At 61.2% G+C, this 17,075-nt stretch carries 17 protein-coding genes and 1 other RNA gene; 13 read left to right on the plus strand and 5 right to left on the minus strand.

Features of this window, described 5'->3' with window-relative positions; genetic code table 11:
- Positions 1–66: 66 nt before the first annotated feature.
- The 3 genes from ssrS to NL154_RS17715 form a co-directional block, all read right to left on the minus strand.
- Positions 67–225, minus strand: a non-coding RNA gene (ssrS, locus tag NL154_RS17705) — 6S RNA.
- A gap of 69 nt (positions 226–294) precedes the next feature.
- Positions 295–672, minus strand: a complete 378-nt coding sequence (locus tag NL154_RS17710) for a cell division protein ZapA (protein ID WP_064811285.1) — start codon at positions 670–672, stop codon at positions 295–297.
- 16 nt (positions 673–688) lie between these two features.
- Positions 689–964 carry a DUF4164 domain-containing protein gene (locus NL154_RS17715; RefSeq protein WP_184455048.1) on the minus strand — a complete coding sequence of 92 codons (276 nt, stop codon included), beginning with the start codon at positions 962–964 and terminating at the stop codon, positions 689–691.
- 333 nt (positions 965–1,297) lie between these two features.
- Here NL154_RS17715 and tkt point away from each other — a divergent pair, with 333 nt between their 5' ends.
- The 9 genes from tkt to NL154_RS17760 all read left to right on the plus strand — a co-directional run bounded on the left by tkt (position 1,298) and on the right by NL154_RS17760 (position 11,805).
- On the plus strand, positions 1,298–3,271 hold the full coding sequence (tkt, locus tag NL154_RS17720; protein WP_210629914.1) for a transketolase: 1,974 nt from the start codon (positions 1,298–1,300) through the stop codon (positions 3,269–3,271).
- Between the two features lie 83 nt (positions 3,272–3,354).
- On the plus strand, positions 3,355–4,365 hold the full coding sequence (gene gap, locus NL154_RS17725) for a type I glyceraldehyde-3-phosphate dehydrogenase (RefSeq protein WP_434733128.1): 1,011 nt from the start codon (positions 3,355–3,357) through the stop codon (positions 4,363–4,365).
- 130 nt (positions 4,366–4,495) lie between these two features.
- Positions 4,496–4,810 (plus strand): hypothetical protein, encoded by a 315-nt coding sequence (locus NL154_RS17730; RefSeq protein ID WP_434733129.1) that lies wholly within the window; start codon positions 4,496–4,498, stop codon positions 4,808–4,810.
- Between the two features lie 197 nt (positions 4,811–5,007).
- Positions 5,008–5,187: a hypothetical protein gene (locus NL154_RS17735; protein ID WP_434733130.1), complete on the plus strand. Its 180-nt coding sequence runs from the start codon at positions 5,008–5,010 to the stop codon at positions 5,185–5,187.
- Between the two features lie 146 nt (positions 5,188–5,333).
- Complete coding sequence (gene aac(6'), locus NL154_RS17740; protein WP_434733131.1) at positions 5,334–5,786, plus strand: aminoglycoside 6'-N-acetyltransferase; 453 nt, start codon at positions 5,334–5,336, stop codon at positions 5,784–5,786.
- Positions 5,787–6,120: 334 nt separating this feature from the next.
- Positions 6,121–7,995 (plus strand): potassium/proton antiporter, encoded by a 1,875-nt coding sequence (locus NL154_RS17745; RefSeq protein ID WP_221154592.1) that lies wholly within the window; start codon positions 6,121–6,123, stop codon positions 7,993–7,995.
- A gap of 70 nt (positions 7,996–8,065) precedes the next feature.
- Positions 8,066–9,268 (plus strand): phosphoglycerate kinase, encoded by a 1,203-nt coding sequence (locus NL154_RS17750; RefSeq protein ID WP_221146448.1) that lies wholly within the window; start codon positions 8,066–8,068, stop codon positions 9,266–9,268.
- A gap of 223 nt (positions 9,269–9,491) precedes the next feature.
- Positions 9,492–10,517: a class I fructose-bisphosphate aldolase gene (locus tag NL154_RS17755; protein WP_210629909.1), complete on the plus strand. Its 1,026-nt coding sequence runs from the start codon at positions 9,492–9,494 to the stop codon at positions 10,515–10,517.
- Positions 10,518–10,881: 364 nt separating this feature from the next.
- Entirely contained in the window at positions 10,882–11,805 is a 924-nt protein-coding gene (locus NL154_RS17760) for a PhzF family phenazine biosynthesis protein (RefSeq protein ID WP_434733132.1), read from the plus strand.
- Positions 11,806–11,833: 28 nt separating this feature from the next.
- On the opposite strand, the gene NL154_RS17765 is transcribed toward NL154_RS17760, so the two are convergent.
- Complete coding sequence (locus NL154_RS17765) at positions 11,834–11,998, minus strand: hypothetical protein (protein ID WP_210629907.1); 165 nt, start codon at positions 11,996–11,998, stop codon at positions 11,834–11,836.
- A gap of 173 nt (positions 11,999–12,171) precedes the next feature.
- Between NL154_RS17765 and NL154_RS17770 the strand changes: the two genes are divergently transcribed.
- The 3 genes from NL154_RS17770 (at position 12,172) to NL154_RS17780 (ending at position 14,708) form a co-directional block, all read left to right on the plus strand.
- The gene (locus NL154_RS17770; protein WP_210629906.1) at positions 12,172–13,452 is read left to right on the plus strand and encodes an MFS transporter; all 1,281 of its coding nucleotides are present in this window, start codon (positions 12,172–12,174) and stop codon (positions 13,450–13,452) included.
- A 157-nt stretch (positions 13,453–13,609) separates the two neighbouring features.
- Entirely contained in the window at positions 13,610–13,801 is a 192-nt protein-coding gene (locus tag NL154_RS17775) for a DUF1192 domain-containing protein (RefSeq protein ID WP_003582172.1), read from the plus strand.
- A gap of 391 nt (positions 13,802–14,192) precedes the next feature.
- A complete protein-coding gene (locus NL154_RS17780; RefSeq protein ID WP_004679442.1) occupies positions 14,193–14,708 on the plus strand; it encodes a DUF1465 family protein in 516 nt (171 codons plus the stop codon).
- Positions 14,709–14,843: 135 nt separating this feature from the next.
- Here NL154_RS17780 and rpmE read toward each other — a convergent pair whose 3' ends face one another.
- The gene (gene rpmE, locus NL154_RS17785) at positions 14,844–15,065 is read right to left on the minus strand and encodes a 50S ribosomal protein L31 (RefSeq protein ID WP_009990270.1); all 222 of its coding nucleotides are present in this window, start codon (positions 15,063–15,065) and stop codon (positions 14,844–14,846) included.
- Between the two features lie 192 nt (positions 15,066–15,257).
- On the opposite strand from rpmE, the gene NL154_RS17790 reads away from it, so the two are divergent.
- On the plus strand, positions 15,258–17,057 hold the full coding sequence (locus tag NL154_RS17790; RefSeq protein WP_221122994.1) for an ABC transporter transmembrane domain-containing protein: 1,800 nt from the start codon (positions 15,258–15,260) through the stop codon (positions 17,055–17,057).
- Positions 17,058–17,075 lie beyond the last annotated feature (18 nt).

Raw genomic sequence — 17,075 nt, forward strand, 5'->3', positions numbered from 1 at the left:
GGGGCGGACGCGCAAGCCGCGTTCGCCCTATACACCCGGCTTCGTCTTCAACGATGAAAGGAAAAGGTGCGATCCACGACGACCGATGGATGTTTACGATCCTGGGCGCCTACAAACGTAGGTGGGCACCGTGTGTCCAGGCCCACGAGCCCGGACAGGGACAGCTCCCTTTGGATCGAGTATGGCCCCAGGGATTGTGGTTCCTGTCGAGAGGCGCAGACCGCATCGCGATATATAAGGCCGTTTGCATCGACGCGCCAGTGGCGACGGCCAGCCGTTTTTATTTAATTGACATCAATTGAGTTCGGGTGCGGCCCTGCCATTCAGCTTGTCGGTGATGCCGCGAATACGGCTCGAAACCTCGCCGAGCGCTGCCGCCAACGTTTCCTCGGTGCGGGCGGTCGCGGCAAGCACGGTGTCGCGGTTGCCGCGCAGCGACTCGAGCTCGGTTTCCAGCCCGGCGATGCGGCGCGTCAGCTCGGCAATCTCGTCCATGATCATGATGCCGGCCATGACGGTGATCCTGAGATCGCCGATCTCTCCGAACTGGCCCTTGAGATGGCCGACATAGCGGTCGAAACGCGTGGCGAGATCGGTCAGATGATCCTCCTGCCCCTCCTCGCAGGCCATGCGATAGGCCTTGCCGTCGATCGTTACCGTCACCTGCGCCATATCAAATTCTCTCTCATCAGCGGTCCAGAACCGCGCGGATCGTCTCCATGGCCGTCACCAGCCGCCGCGATACCTCACGATTGACCTCTTCCAGCCGGTTGGCGCGAAATTCGGCCTGGTCGAGCTCCTGGGCCAGACGGGAGCGGTCGGCATGCACACGTCGCACCTCGCCCTCGATCTCCCCCTGCTCGCGCTGCCGCTCGACACGCATGTCGACGGCGTTTTCGAGGCTCGAAATCGCCTGTCTCAATTCGTCGAGCGCTGCTTCCATGGTTTTGCCTGTGGGCATCATGCCTTTCCGATTCCCGTGCAGGACCTGCGAATCGGCCACATCTGCCGATCTTGTGATTTCAAGAGGATATGCAGCTCGCCAACGGCCCGTCAATAAATCCCGTCACCCGGCAGCCTGCCTATCTGTGGATGAACGTTTTGGACAGGCCCGTCGCGCCAGTTTGGTCTTTTGTATAGTCGAGCGATCAAATGTCAAAAAATTGCCGCAGGCCGCTGGGATTTGCCCCGCCATTTATTGACTCGCCAGCCCCAACTGCTATGTGTCAGCCGCTTTCACTCGATGGTCTTGGAGGCTCGAGGCCATCCCCCGACACCCGGAGCTTGCAGAAAAGCTATGACCTCTCTCCAACAAAACGACCGGATGGCGAACGCGATCCGTTTCCTCGCCATGGACGCCGTTGAAAAGGCGAATTCCGGCCACCCTGGTATGCCGATGGGCATGGCTGACGTGGCGACGGTCCTGTTCACCAAATATCTGCGCTTCGACCCCAAGAAGCCGCATTGGCCGAACCGCGACCGCTTCGTGCTGTCGGCCGGCCATGGCTCGATGCTGCTCTATTCGCTGCTGTATCTGACCGGTTATCCCGATATGACGATCGAGGACCTGAAGCAGTTCCGTCAGGTCGGCTCCAAGACCGCCGGCCACCCTGAATACGGCCACGCAACCGGCATCGAGACCACCACCGGCCCGCTAGGTCAGGGTATCGCCAATGCGGTCGGCATGGCGATCGCCGAACGCAAGCTGCGCGAGGAATTCGGTGCGGACCTCCAGGACCACTACACCTATGTCATCAATGGCGACGGCTGCCTGATGGAAGGCATCAGCCATGAAGCCATCGCCCTTGCCGGCCACCTGAAGCTCAACAAGCTGATCCTTTTCTGGGATAACAACTCGATCACCATCGACGGCGCCGTTTCGCTGTCGGATTCGACGGATCAGATTGCCCGCTTCAAGGCCGTTCACTGGAACACGATTGAGATCGATGGCCACGATCAGGCCGCCATCGCCGATGCGATCGAAGCCGCCCACAAGTCTGATCGCCCGACCTTCATCGCCTGCAAGACGGTGATCGGCTTCGGCGCCCCGAACAAGGCCGGCAGCCACAAGGTTCACGGCAGCCCGCTCGGCGCCGACGAGATCGCCGCCACCCGTAAGGCGCTGAACTGGGATTACGAGCCCTTCGTCGTTCCCTCGGATATTCTCGATGCATGGCGCGCAGCCGGCACCCGCTCCGAAGATATCGTCAGAGCCTGGGAGGAAACCCTTGCCAAGTCTGCTGCCAAGGCCGAGTTCACTCGGCGTTTTTCAGGCGATCTGCCTGAAGGCTTCGACAAGGCGATCGATGATTACAAGAAGAAGCTCGCCGAGACCAAGCCGACAGTTGCGACACGCAAGGCATCCGAAGACGCACTCGAAATAATCAACGGTTTCGTGCCGGAAACGCTCGGCGGCTCTGCCGACCTGACCCCGTCGAACAATACCAAGACCAGCCAGATGATCTCCATCACCCCGACGGATTTCAAGGGCCGCTACATGCACTGGGGCATCCGAGAGCACGGCATGGCATCTGCCATGAACGGCATCTCGCTGCACGGCGGCCTCATCCCCTATGGCGGCGGCTTCATGATCTTCTCGGATTATTGCCGCCCGCCGATCCGCCTCTCGGCTCTGATGGGCATTCGTGTCATCCACGTCCTGACGCATGATTCGATCGGCGTTGGCGAAGATGGCCCGACACATCAACCGGTCGAGCAGATCGCCGGCCTGCGCGCCGTCCCGAACCTGCAGGTCTTCCGCCCGGCCGACGCCGTCGAAACGGCGGAATGCTGGCAGATCGCCATGAAGAGTACAAATCGTCCGTCTGCCCTGGCTCTCACCCGCCAGAACCTGACCACCGTCCGCACCGAGTATAATGCGAAGAACCTCTGCGAACTCGGCGCCTATACGCTCTCCGGCAATGCCGATGCCAGGGTGACGATCTTCGCTTCGGGCTCCGAGGTCGAAATCGCCGTTGCCGCCCGCGCAACTCTGGAAGCCAGGGGCGTTTCGGTGCGTGTCGTATCGGTGCCCTGCACCGAACTGTTCTTCGAGCAGCCGGAGGCCTACCGCAGGGACGTGCTCGGCAACTCGCCGGTCAAGATCGCCGTCGAAGCCGCCGTCCGCGAAGGCTGGGACGCCTTTATCGGACCGGAAGGCAGCTTCATCGGCATGAAGGGCTTTGGCGCGTCCGGCCCGGTCAAGGACGTCTACAAGCATTTCGGCATCACCGCCGACGCCGTCGTTGCGGCTGCCGAAGCAAAGCTTTAAAGAGGGCGCCTTGAGGCGCTCTCCATCTCCTCAATTCCAGGCCGCCCGCCTATCGGGCCCTATTCTATCGGGAGTGAATGAACATGACAGTCAAGGTTGCCATCAATGGTTTCGGTCGCATCGGCCGTAACGTCCTCCGCGCTATCGTCGAATCCGGCCGCACCGATATCGAGGTCGTCGCCATCAACGACCTCGGCCCGGTCGAGACCAATGCCCATCTCCTGCGTTACGACTCGATCCACGGCAAGTTCCCGGCCGAAGTGAAGGTCGAAGGCGACACGATCATCGTTGGCGGCGGCAAGCCGATCAAGGTCACCGCGATCAAGGACCCGGCAACGCTGCCACACCGCGAGCTCGGCGTTGACATCGCCATGGAATGCACCGGCATCTTCACCGCCCGCGACAAGGCCGCTGCCCATCTGACGGCCGGCGCCAAGCGGGTTATCGTCTCGGCTCCCGCCGACGGCGCTGACCTGACGGTCGTGTTCGGCGTCAACCATGACCAGCTCACCAAGGAGCACATGGTCATCTCCAACGCCTCCTGCACCACCAACTGCTTGGTGCCGGTCGTCAAGGTTCTCGACGACGCCGTCGGCATCGACCACGGCTTTATGACGACGATCCACTCCTACACCGGCGACCAGCCGACGCTCGACACAATGCATAAGGATCTGTATCGCGCCCGCGCCGCCGCCCTTTCGATGATCCCGACCTCGACGGGCGCAGCCAAGGCCGTCGGCCTCGTTCTGCCGCACCTGAAGGGCAAGCTCGACGGCACCTCGATCCGCGTTCCCACGCCGAACGTCTCGGTCGTCGACTTCAAGTTCGTTTCCAAGAAGGCTACCACTGTCGGCGAAATCAACGAAGCCATCAAGGCTGCTGCCAACGGCAAGCTGAAGGGCGTCCTCGGCTACACCGACGAGCCGCTCGTTTCGCGCGACTTCAACCACGACAGCCACTCCTCGATCTTCGCAACCGATCAGACCAAGGTCATGGAAGGCAACTTCGTGCGCGTCCTGTCCTGGTACGACAACGAGTGGGGCTTCTCCAGCCGCATGTCCGACACGGCTGTGGCCTTCGCCAAGTTCATCTGAGCGCTGGATCACTGAAATCATGGACGGCCCGGGAAACCGGGCCGTTTTGTATAGGCGCCTGAAGCCAATCATGGCATCGTTGATGACCCCCGGAGCCGCATCGCCATCCGGAGGAGATAAAGAGGGACGGATGGATTACTTTACCGTTGAAATCGCCGGCCGCGCCGTCGCCAGCTTTCGCTCGAAAAACCATGAGGAAGCGACGCATTTCTTCGAGGCGGAAGATTTTCGCGACGACCTGACCATTCTCGAGTCCGAAGGCAAGCCGCTTTGGGACCGCAAGGCGACGCTCAGCCTGCGCAAGGCGACGGCTGAGGAAGCCAGCGAAGTCGAGCACGCCTATGAATTCGACGACGATCCCGAACGGACCATCGACGACGAGTTCGTGGTTTTCCTGGTCCCGGTCGAAGATCTGACCGACCAGGGCGAGGACACCGAAGGCTGAACGGCGATCCGCGTTTTTCCGGCTTCGAAAGCCGCATCGAAGCGACGGCTTCGATGCGGCGTTACCGCTCGCGGGCCAGGATGGCGGTACCATTTCCCCGTTGCTTCGAGAATTGGCAATCCACTGCCCAGGCGTGATAGATTGAGGAAATACGCAGCGCTGCACACTGGCTGAAATGATCCAAGTGGAGGTGATAAATGGCAGAGGCACAAAAACGCTTGTCCCAGACCACTCTCAAGCGGCGGCAGCGATTTCACCCCAAGCGGGATGTCCGACCTGCCGTGCTGGCAAAGGCCAATCGCCTGATCATCTCGATTGCCGCGTTCATCGGCCTCTCGTTTCTCGCCGTCCTCATACTTCAGGCAGTGTTGGGATAGCAGAGCAACGGTCGGCCGCTTCTGGCACGAAACGGCGGCCGGTTGCCCTTGCCGGGCGGCCTGCATTTTCCCACCCGATATCGGAATATCTCGTCGTTCATTTCCCGCTCTCCGCATCCGCGCCACGACAAGACGGCAACCGCTATATGGAATCGATTATAGAGATTGGGACTATAAAAGATGTCGAGCCATGGGCGCAGCTTCGTGCTGCGCTATGGCCGCATCACACGCTTGAGGATCACCGAGCCGAGCTGCGCCGGGCGTTTCTTTCGGAAAGTGGAGAAGCCGTCGCGTTCATCGCTCGAAATGCTGCGAATGAAGCTGTCGGCTTTGCTGAGGCCACTTTGCGGCATGATTACGTGAATGGCTGCAGCAGCTCGCCCGTTCTATTCCTCGAAGGGATTTATGTCAGGCCCGTTGACAGACGAAAAGGTATCGCAGGGTTGCTTTGCAATGCCGTTGCCGATTGGGGGAAGTCGCTTGGGTGTGTTGAGTTTGGCTCCGACGCGCCACTTGAGAATTCGGCAAGCCACGCGCTCCATACCGCTTTAGGATTTGAGGAGACACAGCGCGTCGTGTTCTTCCGAAAGCCACTGTAGGGCTCGGCGTGAAGCAGGAGCGTGTCCGATCCTGTTGCCGTTTGCAGAGACCGGCAGGAAAAATTCGTGCCTTTCTCTTTTGCCCTGCTCTCGCCTGATTTTCCTATACATTCTTTATAGAGAATTTCTCCCGTAGCATTCCAATTCGGCTGGCCGTCCGGCAGCCGTTCAGCAGCATGATGCAGCATCGCGACGAGGTTAAGCCGCAAGGCCTACCCTTCTCCGGCGTTTTGCCGTTTACTGTTGGGCCGCCGCGCGCGAGGGAGAGTTGGGATTAAAGCGGGTCGGCTCGGGGTGGCTATATTCGCGAAGCAGTCGTCGGAAAGGAGTGGGCATGGAAGCGTTCTATATCGTGGTGCTGGTCTCGACGGCGCTCGTGCTTCTTGCCGCTTTTTCAAGCCTGCTCGCCTTTCGCTTCGGCGCCCCCCTGCTGCTACTTTTCCTGATGATCGGCCTTGCTGCCGGCGTCGACGGCCTCGGCATCGAGTTCAGCAACAATTACCTTGCCTATATTCTCGGCTCCATTGCCCTTGCCGTCATCCTGTTCGATTCCGGCTTCGGCACGCCGATGCAGGCCTTCCGGCTGGCAGCCGTTCCCTCCCTCACGCTCGCCTCGGTCGGCGTGCTGATCACCGCCTCGCTCTTTGCCGTCGCCGCCATGTGGCTGCTGGACTTCACCTGGCTCGAAGGCCTGCTGCTCGGCTCGATCGTCGCCTCGACGGATGCCGCCGCCGTCTTCTTCCTGCTGCGCATCGGCGGCATCAACATCCGCGATAAGGTGCGCTCGACGCTGGAAGTCGAATCCGGCACCAACGATCCGATGGCGATCTTCCTCACCATCGCCCTTGTAGAGGTCCTGGCGAGCGGCGAGCGTTATGCTGGCATCAATATCGGCATGCTCGCCATGTTCGTGCAGCAGATGGGGCTCGGCGTCATCCTCGGCCTGCTCGGCGGCATGATGATCGTGCTGATCGTCAGCAGGCTCGACACCGATCGCGGCCTGACGCCGATCTTCGTGCTGGCGCTTGCCCTTCTCGTCTTCTCCTTTGCCGGCACGGTCGGGGGCAGCGGCTTTCTCGCCGTCTATGTCGCCGGCATCTATGCCGGAAATCGCAAGATGCAGGCGATCGGCACCATCAAACGCTTCCAGGACGGCATGACCTGGCTGGCGCAGATCATCATGTTTCTGGTGCTCGGCCTGCTCGCGACACCGTCGCAATTCCCCGTCATCATCGTGCCAGCGATCCTGCTTGCCCTCTTCCTGATCTTCGTCGCCCGGCCGCTGGCGATCTGGCTGTCGCTGCTCCCATTCGATTACACCCAGCAGGAAATCGGCTTCGTCGCCTGGGTCGGTCTGCGCGGCGCCGTCTCCATCCTGCTTGCCATCATGCCGATCCTCGGCCGGCTGGAAAACGGCCAGATCTTTTTCAACACCGCCTTCATTATCGTGCTGGTCTCCCTGCTGGTGCAGGGCTGGACGATCAAACCCGTCGCCAAGAAGCTCGGCCTGATCATTCCGCCACGCATCGGCGCCGTCGATAAGGTCGAGGTCGACCTGCCGGGTGCCGCCAACCACGAACTGCTCTCCTATCGCGTGATCAAGGATAGTCCGGTGCTGCGCGGCGAGCGCATTCCGCGCTGGGCAACCCCTTCGCTCGTCATCCGCGACGGTAAATCGATGCGCTACCAGTATGCCGGGCGGCTGCGCGAAAACGATCTAGTCTATCTCTTCATCGTGCCGAGTTATTCCCGGCTGCTCGACCGGCTCTTCGCCAGCCGTGCGCCGGTGGACGAGGATGATGCCGAATTCTTCGGCGCCTTCGCGCTCTCACCCGCCCGTCCCGCGGCCGATCTCGATGCCGCCTATGGGCCCGGCCTGCTCAACGAATCCGAGAAAGGCCTGACCATCGCCGAACTGATGCGGCAGCGCCTCGGCGGCAAGGCCGATTATGCCGATCGCGTCCGTCTCGGCTCGATCATCCTCATCGTCCGTGATCTCGACGAGCACGACCACGTCACCTCCGTCGGCATGTCGCTCGAAGCGGTCGAACCGGCCACGACGCTGCCGATCTTCATCAATCTCAAGGACATTATCCAGCGCATCCGCGACAGGTTGAACGGACGTCGCAACCGCGAAGCGGCGGCCTCCGAAACCATGCCGAAAGCATCGGCCGGAGGCGACGAAGCCAGGCGCGAAAACGGCCGTTGAACGCCTTGCGTCTCGAATGATCCTTGCTATGGTCGGCGCGACTTCCGCCAACCAAGACTGGATCTTCCCCATGCCTTCTTTCAAGACCCTCGACGATCTCTCCGACATCAGCGGCAAGCGCGTGCTCATCCGCGTCGACCTCAACGTCCCGGTCAAGGACGGCAAGGTCACCGATACGACGCGCATCGAGCGTGTGACGCCGACGATCCTCGAACTATCGGGCAAGGGCGCCAAAGTGATCCTGCTTGCCCATTTCGGCCGGCCGAAGGACGGTCCGTCGCCGGATCTGTCGCTGTCGCTGATCGCCCCTTCCGTCGAGGAGGTGCTCGATCATGCGGTGCTGACGGCCTCCGACTGTATCGGCGAGGCCGCCGCCTCCGCCGTAGCCGGAATGAATAATGGCGATATTCTGCTGCTGGAAAACACCCGCTTTCACAAGGGCGAGGAAAAGAACGATCCCGACTTCACCAAGGCGCTCGCCGCCAACGGCGATATCTATGTCAACGACGCCTTCTCCGCCGCCCACCGCGCCCATGCTTCCACCGAAGGCCTTGCCCACCACCTGCCGGCCTATGCCGGCCGCACCATGCAGGCCGAGCTGGAAGCGCTGGAAAAAGGTCTCGGTAATCCTGCCCGTCCCGTCGTCGCCATCGTCGGCGGCGCCAAGGTCTCGACCAAGATCGACCTTTTGATGAATCTTGTGAAGAAGGTCGATGCACTCGTCATCGGCGGCGGCATGGCCAATACTTTCATCGCCGCGCGTGGCACCAGTGTCGGCAAGTCGCTCTGCGAGCATGATCTTGCTGAAACCGCCAAGCAGATCATGATCGAGGCCGCGACATCAGGCTGCGCCATCATCCTGCCGGAAGACGGCGTCGTCGCCCGCGAGTTCAAGGCGGGCGCCGCCAATGAGACGGTCGATATCAACGCCATTCCCGCCGATGCCATGGTGCTCGACGTCGGGCCGAAATCCATTCAGGCCATCAATGCCTGGATCGAGCGTGCCTCGACGCTCGTCTGGAACGGTCCGCTCGGCGCCTTCGAGATCGAGCCCTTCGATACCGCAACGGTAGCTGCCGCGAAATACGCCGCCGAGCGCACAGCGACCGGCAAGCTGACCTCCGTTGCCGGCGGCGGCGACACCGTCTCAGCACTGAACCATGCCGGCGTTGCCGACAACTTCACCTATGTCTCCACTGCCGGCGGCGCTTTTCTCGAATGGATGGAAGGCAAGGAGTTGCCCGGCGTCGCCGTCCTCAATGCCGGCAAATGACTGCTAAGCGGATTTGACAGGTTTTATATGGGGATAGACCGCGGCGGCGAGTAGCCTTGCGCGGTCTTTTGCTCAAGCGCCGGAAAAAATCCCAGTTTTTCAAACGATTGAAACGATTTCAATCGTTTCAACGATTTAGCCTTCCATTTTCCTCCCTATAAACTTCTGTTATCGCCGTCCTATATTCTTAAACCGCCGATGTTTCATGCTGTGGAGAGAACGAATGAGCGAACGACTGGAAGACATTGCAGTGCAGATGGTTGCAGGCGGCCGGGGACTGCTTGCGGCCGATGAATCGACCTCCACCATCAAGAAGCGTTTCGACACGATCAATCTCGAATCGACCGAAATCAGCCGTCGCGATTACCGCGAAATGCTCTTCCGCTCCGACGAGGCGATGAAGAAGTATATTTCCGGCGTCATCCTCTACGAAGAGACGCTTTTCCAGAAGGCCGCCGACGGCACGCCTTTCGTCGACATCATCCGCGCCGCTGGTTCAATTCCCGGCATCAAGGTCGATACCGGCGCCAAGCCGATGGCCAAATTTCCAGGCGAAACCATCACCGAAGGCCTCGATGGCCTCGGCGAACGTCTGGCTCGATATTATGAAGCCGGCGCCCGTTTCGCCAAGTGGCGCGGCGTCATCGCGATCTCCTCGACGCTGCCGACCCGCGGCTCGGTTCGCGCCAACGCTCAGGCGCTTGCCCGCTACGCGGCCCTCTGCCAGGAAGCCAAAATCGTTCCGATCGTCGAGCCGGAATGCCTAATGGACGGCAAGCCGGGCGACCATAATATCGACCGCTGCGCCGAAGTCACCGAATCCACCCTGCGCATCGTTTTTGAGGAGCTGGCCGATGCCCGCGTCAGCCTCGAAGGCATGATCCTGAAGCCGAACATGGTCATCGACGGCAAGAACGCCCGCAAGGCCTCGGTCGCCGAAGTCGCCGAACGCACCGTGCAGGTGCTGAAGCGCACGGTTCCCTCTGCGGTTCCCGGCATCGCCTTCCTCTCCGGCGGCCAGTCGACCGAAGAGGCGACCGCGCACCTTTCGGCGATCAATGCCACGGCCGGCCTGCCCTGGTTCGTCACCTTCTCCTACGGTCGCGCCCTGCAGGACAGCGCGCTCAAGGCCTGGAACGGCAAGCCGGAAAACGTCGCCGCCGGCCAGCGTGAATTCACCCACCGCGCCGAGATGAACAGCCTCGCCGCCAAGGGCAGCTGGAAGAAAGACCTGGAAAAGGCGGCCTGAGTTTTAGCATCTGGGATTCGGGCAAGGGCAGCACATCAACGTTGCTGCTCGTGCCTAATCCCCTCGCCTCCCTCATTCCTGTGCTTGTCACAGGAATCCAGTGCTCCCAAGTCTTTGGGCGCGGAAGACTCTTTCCCTTGAGATATTGATTCATTCACGGCGCAGACGCGCCGTGGCTGGATTCCTGTGACGAGCACAGGAATGAGGGAGTTCGGAGAGGCCTCGCACTCCCCATCCGACGAATCTGCGTAAAAATCAGCGCAACGCGATAGACAGCCCTCAGCATTGTCTCGGCGACAAGAAACCGCTTCGTCCCGCGAAAAATCGTGATTATTCATAACGGCCCGCTGCAAGAGGAGCCGCTATGGACACCATTTCCTACGTCACCGTCGATGTCTTCACGTCCACCCGTTTCGAGGGCAATCCGCTTGCCGTCATATCGGATGCCCGCGGTCTGAGCGATGCGGCGATGCAGAGGATCGCCACCGAGTTCAACTATTCCGAAGTGACCTTCGTCCTGCCACCTGAAGACCCCGAGAATTCCGCCCGCGTGCGCATCTTCACCCCGACGATGGAGATCCCCTTTGCCGGCCATCCGAATGTCGGCACTGCCTATGTGCTCGGCCAGCAGGCGGAGATCTTCGGTAAGCCGGTCGGCGAGAAGCTGCGCTTCGAGGAAGAAGCCGGCATCGTCGAGGTCGAGCTGAGACGCAGCGGCGGAAAGGTCGCGGCCGCCGCCATCCGCGCACCGCAGCCACTGACGGTCGGCGATACCATTGCCGAGGAAATCATCGCCCGCTGCATCGGGCTCGAACCCGGCGCCATCGTCAAAACCACCCACGCCCCGGTCTTTGCCTCGGTCGGCCTGAACTTCGCCGTCGCCGAGTTGAACGGGCTCAAGGCGCTCTCCGCCGCCCGTCCGCATCTTACCGGCTTCCAGGCCGCCGCCGGCCGGCAGACGACGAGCGGCCACGACTTCTCCCTCTTCGTCTATGCCAGGACAGCCGAAAATCCGTGGGCTATCCGCGCCCGCATGTTCGCGCCGCTGGACAACGTGCCTGAGGACCCCGCGACGGGCAGCGCTTCGGCCGCTCTCGGCGCCTATCTCGTCACGCTGACGCCGGAGGCCGATATGAACGTCCGCATCACCATCGAACAGGGCATTGAAATGGGGCGGCGCAGCGTCATCACCCTCGACGTGGCAAAATCCGGCGGTATCGTCACCGATGTCATCATCTCGGGAAGCTGTGTTGCCGTAATGCGCGGCGAAATCATCCTGCAGGACTGACGGCCACATCGAGGCTTGAATCCGAAGCTTACATCACGAAGTCGCGCGACAGCAGCGCCATTGCCCATATGGCGAAGGCGATAAGCGCGATTTTCCAGAAATCCATCCGCCGCCTGAGGCCGGGAAGCTCGAGCGGCTTGATCACCTGTATCGCCATGGCAAGGATGAGCAGCAAGGCTATCAACTTTGTCATGCTTTATTTTTTCCGTTTTTCGGAATGTCACAGGACGGACATTTTTCCGCGCGAACAAGAGGTTCACACACGCCGTAAAGGCATTCCGGGGCACAATCAATCATCTTGAGGCTGGGCAGGCGCAGGTCTTGCCTTATGTCCGTTCATAATCGCTTGAGACCGAGTCTGGGGAAATGAAGAGAAATCTGCTGTCCGTCGCCGCGCTGCTCTTTGGCACGCTCTTCCTTTTCATGGGCAATGGTCTGCAGGGTATCCTGCTTCCCGTGCGCGGCAATCTCGAAGGCTACGCCACGACGACGCTGGGCCTGCTTGGCACCTCGTGGGCTGGCGGCTTCGTCATCGGCTGCCTGGTGGCGCCGAAACTGGTGCGCCGCGTCGGCCATGTCAGAGCCTTCTCCGGCTTCATCTCGATCATCGCCATTATCGCGTTGGTCAGCGGCATAATCATCGATCCGTTCTGGTGGGTGATCCTGCGCGCGGTGACCGGCTTCTCCACCGCCGGCACGTCGATGATCATCGAAAGCTGGCTGAACGAGCGCGCCAGCAACGAGAGCCGCGGTGCGATCTTCTCGCTCTATATCGGCATCACCCTGCTCGGTGTCGTCGGCGGCCAGATGATGATCCCGCTCGAGGATGTACGCACGCCTGTGCTGTTCATGATCTGCGGCATCTTTTATTGCATCGCCATGCTGCCGACGACGCTATCGACCGCGGCGTCACCGCAGCCGCTGAAGGCCGTGCGCCTCGACCTGCCGGCGCTATACCGCAATTCGCCCGTTTCCTGCCTCGGCATTCTGCTCGTCGGCATTGCCAACGGCGCTTACGGCACGCTGGGGGCCGTCTTCGGCGCCGGCGCCGGCCTTTCCGACACCAGTATCGCCGTCATGATGAGCGCCACCATCTTCGCCGGCGCCATGATGCAGCTCCCGGCCGGCCGGCTTTCTGATCGCATCGACCGACGCTACGTGCTCGCCGCCTTGTCGGCCATTGCCGCGATCGCCGGCTTGCTCATCTTTCTGCTTCACCCGACATCACCGGGCTTGCTGATCGGGCTCGTTGTCCTTTACGGCGCGGTTGCCAATACGCTCTACCCGATCGCTGTCGCTCACGCGAACGACTTCGCGGCGTCGGAGGATTTCGTCAAAGTCTCCGGCGGCCTGCTGCTGCTCTACGGCATCGGCACAGTCATCGGCCCGACGCTCGGCGGCCCCGTCATGTCGGCAATCACCCCGCACGCGCTTTTCCTGGTCACCGCCGTCGCCCATGTGTTGATCACCGTTTATGCGATTATCAGAAGCCGCATCCGCGCCGCCGTCCCGGCCAGCGACCGCGACGCCTATACGACGATCCCGACCGGCACGTCGCCGATGCTGACACCCCAGAGCATGTCGCTGGCCGATCGTGGCACCGGCAAATCTCCCGAAAGCAGCGATCCTGCTGTAAAATTCGGTTAGGCCTTCCTGCAAACCGCACTGCGGTTTTCTCCGTGGTTCGCGAAAAACGAAAAATGGGGAGGCGAGACTGGATTTGGGCCGGATCGGCCTAAATTCCGATTCCGTATCGGCCGCATTTTTCGGCATTATGCTGCCGGCAGCAAAAGGAGGAGAACCGATGAGCTTTATCGATGACGACCGGCCGCAGAAGAAAACCGCCCACGAGATCGGCGCCGATCTCTCCATGCTTTCGGTGGATGAGCTGAAGGCGCGAGTGGAATTGCTGAAAACCGAGATCGCCCGGCTCGAAGCCGAAGCCGCCCGCAAGGCGTCCGGGCGACAGGCCGCCGAAAGCTTCTTCCGTTCGTGAACCGCTAAAAGCCTCCAAAAACAAGGCCATAGGCAGGAAAAATGAGCCAACCTCAAGTCTTCATTCGGCACAATGTTAATAAATTATTAAGCTTTATAACGTATTACTGTACTCATCCAGGCTTTCTCTGGATCTCAGACAGTTTTCCAAGCGGTGAATTGGTCTGATTTTTCTCCCTGTTTTACCTTGAGAGCCGCTTTTGCGGCTCTTCTTTTTGCTGCGGCCGGCGCATTTCCATGAAACTGTGGAGATTAACCCTTTCTTAAGAAACGGCTTGCGCATTTGCGCTAATGATACCATCTTAAAGTCATAAAGACCGGACGCGGAAACTTTTCCGTTAAGCCCGGCGTTACCTGACCATAAGTAGCTGCGTGCAACAGGGACTATTGCGATGTCGGAAGTTGGATTGAACACGATCAGTTTTGCGGGCCGCGCGGCTGCATCCTCACAGTTCAAGGCACTCTATGCCGAAGGCATGTCACTGGTCGAAGAGACCGCCGCCTATCTCGATGGCCAAGGCCGCGCAGCCTCCAAGGTTCTGCCGCGCATGGCATCCGTCCTCTACGCCGCGGAATCGATGCGGCTGACCACCCGCCTGATGCAGATGGCCTCGTGGCTGCTGCTGCAGCGCGCCGTCAACAATGGTGAGATGTCGCGTGACCAGGTGCTGGCCGAGAAGAACAAGGTCCGCCTCGACGGCTTCAACGTCGACCGCGCGGCACCCGGCTGGGGCGACCTGCCGGAATCCTTCCGCGACCTCGTCGAGCGCTCCTTGCGCCTGCAGAACCGCATCGCGCTGCTGGATCGCGAAATCTATCGTCCGGCTGAAGCCGTGATCGTTCATGACAATCAGAACAGCGTCCAGGCGCAGCTTTCCCTGCTGCAGACCGCCTTCGGCAACAACTGACCAAACCTGCTAAATTCATTTGGGCCGGCTGCGCAGTGCGCGGCCGGTTTTTTGTTGCCGCTGCGCACCGTTCTGCAAACGCAAAAAAGCCCGGCAGAACCGGGCTCCTTGCGAAACGTCGTCAAGCAGAAGCGATTAGAGACCGAGGCCGCCGAAACGCTTATTGAACTTGGAAACGCGGCCACCGCGGTCCATGAGCTGCTGGTTGCCGCCCGTCCAGGCCGGATGCGACTTGGAATCGATTTCGAGGTTCATGACAGCGCCTTCCGAACCCCAGGTCGAGCGGGTTTCGTATTCGGTGCCATCGGTCATGACTACCTTGATCGTGTGATAGTCGGGATGGATGCCTGCCTTCATAACAATCTTCCTGCGATACCGGAGTTCAATTTGCCGCATGCAGTTGCGGCCACCGAACCGATTGAATAAATGAAGCCGCAGTCGTGATGGCTACGGCTTCCCATTAGGATGCGGTGCCTATACATGAAGGACGCCGGGATAACAAGAGCCAACAGGCCGCATTGCGTGGTCCTGCGGGCGAATGGAGACGATTTGGCAGATCAGGCACAGGCTGAGGAAAACAAGAGACGGTCGCTGCGGCCGCTCGGCAGGCTGACGCCTTATGTCATGCGCTATCGCGGGCTGGTGGCTGGCGCGCTGATTTCGTTGGCGCTTGCCGCCATGACCTCGCTGGCCCTGCCGCTCGCCGTGCGCCGCATGATCGATCATGGCTTCAACCAGTCTGACGGCAGCTTCATCAACAGCTACTTCGCCATGCTGATGGTCATGGCCATCGTGCTCGCGGTCGCCAGCGCGCTGCGCTATTATTTCGTTATCACCATCGGCGAACGCATCGTCGCCGATCTTCGCCGCGACGTCTTTAGCCATGTGACGCGGCTGTCTCCCTCCTTCTTTGACGTCAACCAGTCCGGCGAGATCGTCTCGCGTCTGACCGCCGATACGACGCAGATCAAGTCCGCCGTCGGCGCCACCGCCTCGGTGGCGCTCAGGAACCTCATTCTCTGTCTCGGCGCCATGGGCATGATGGTCGTCACCTCGCCGAAACTTTCGAGCCTCGTCATCGGAGCGATCCCGCTGATCGTCTTCCCACTCGTCGCCTTTGGCCGCTCGGTGCGCAGGCGATCTCGCGCCGCTCAGGATACGCTTGCCGAAGCGTCCGCCTTCGCCAATGAGACGATCGCCGCGACCCGTACGGTACAGGCCTTCAACGGCGAGGATGCCGCGGCGACGCGATACGCCGGCGCCGTCGAATCCGCCTACGAAGCCGCCCGCGCCGCCATCCGCTCACGCGCACTCTTGACGGGCATCGCCATCACCCTAATCTTCGGCAGCGTCGTCGCCGTACTCTGGGTCGGCGCCCACAGCGTGCTGGCCGGCACGCTGTCTGCCGGCACGCTCGGCCAGTTCCTGCTCTACGCCGTGATCTCCGCGGGATCGCTCGGCGCGCTGTCGGAGGTCTGGGGCGAACTCTCGCAGGCGGCCGGCGCCGCCGACCGGTTGACCGAACTTCTTGACGAGGTGTCGCCGATATCAGCCCCCACCAACCCCGAGGCCCTCCCTTCGCCGAGCCGCGGCCGCGTCGAGTTTTCCGACGTGCATTTCGCCTATCCCTCGCGCCCCGGAAAATCGGCCCTGCATGGCTTGAGCTTCGCCGTTGCTCCAGGCGAAACCGTCGCCATCGTCGGCCCCTCCGGCGCCGGCAAAAGCACAGTCTTTTCGTTGCTGCTGCGCTTCTACGATCCGCAGCAGGGCAGCGTGGCGATTGACGGTGTCGATGCCCGGCTGACGACGCCCGACGAGTTGCGCCAGCGCATCGCCATCGTGCCGCAGGACGTCACGATCTTCGCCGCATCGATCCATGACAACATCGCCTTCGGCCGCCCTGGTGCATCGCGTGAGGAAGTCCGCGCTGCAGCGCTTGCCTCCCAGGCCGACGAATTCATCGCCCGACTGGAGAACGGCTATGAGACGGAGGTCGGCGAACGTGGCGTCACCCTCTCCGGCGGCCAGCGACAGCGCATCGCCATTGCCCGCGCCATTCTGAAGAACGCGCCCGTGCTGCTGCTCGACGAGGCGACCTCCGCGCTTGACGCCGAAAGCGAGACCCTGGTGCAGAAGGCGCTCGACGGCTTAATGGATGGCCGCACGACGCTCGTCATCGCCCATCGCCTGGCAACCGTGCTGAAGGCCGACCGCATCCTCGTCATGGATCAGGGGCGCGTCGTCGAGGAAGGCACGCATCAAACTCTGATCCGCCACGGGGGCATCTATGCCCGCCTCGCCCGGCTGCAATTCGACGCCGCCAAGGAGGATGTGCTCGCGGCCAAATAGCCGGCAGGCGCCCTTGGC

Source organism: Rhizobium sp. YTUHZ044 (assembly GCF_051123975.1).
Lineage (GTDB): Bacteria > Pseudomonadota > Alphaproteobacteria > Rhizobiales > Rhizobiaceae > Rhizobium.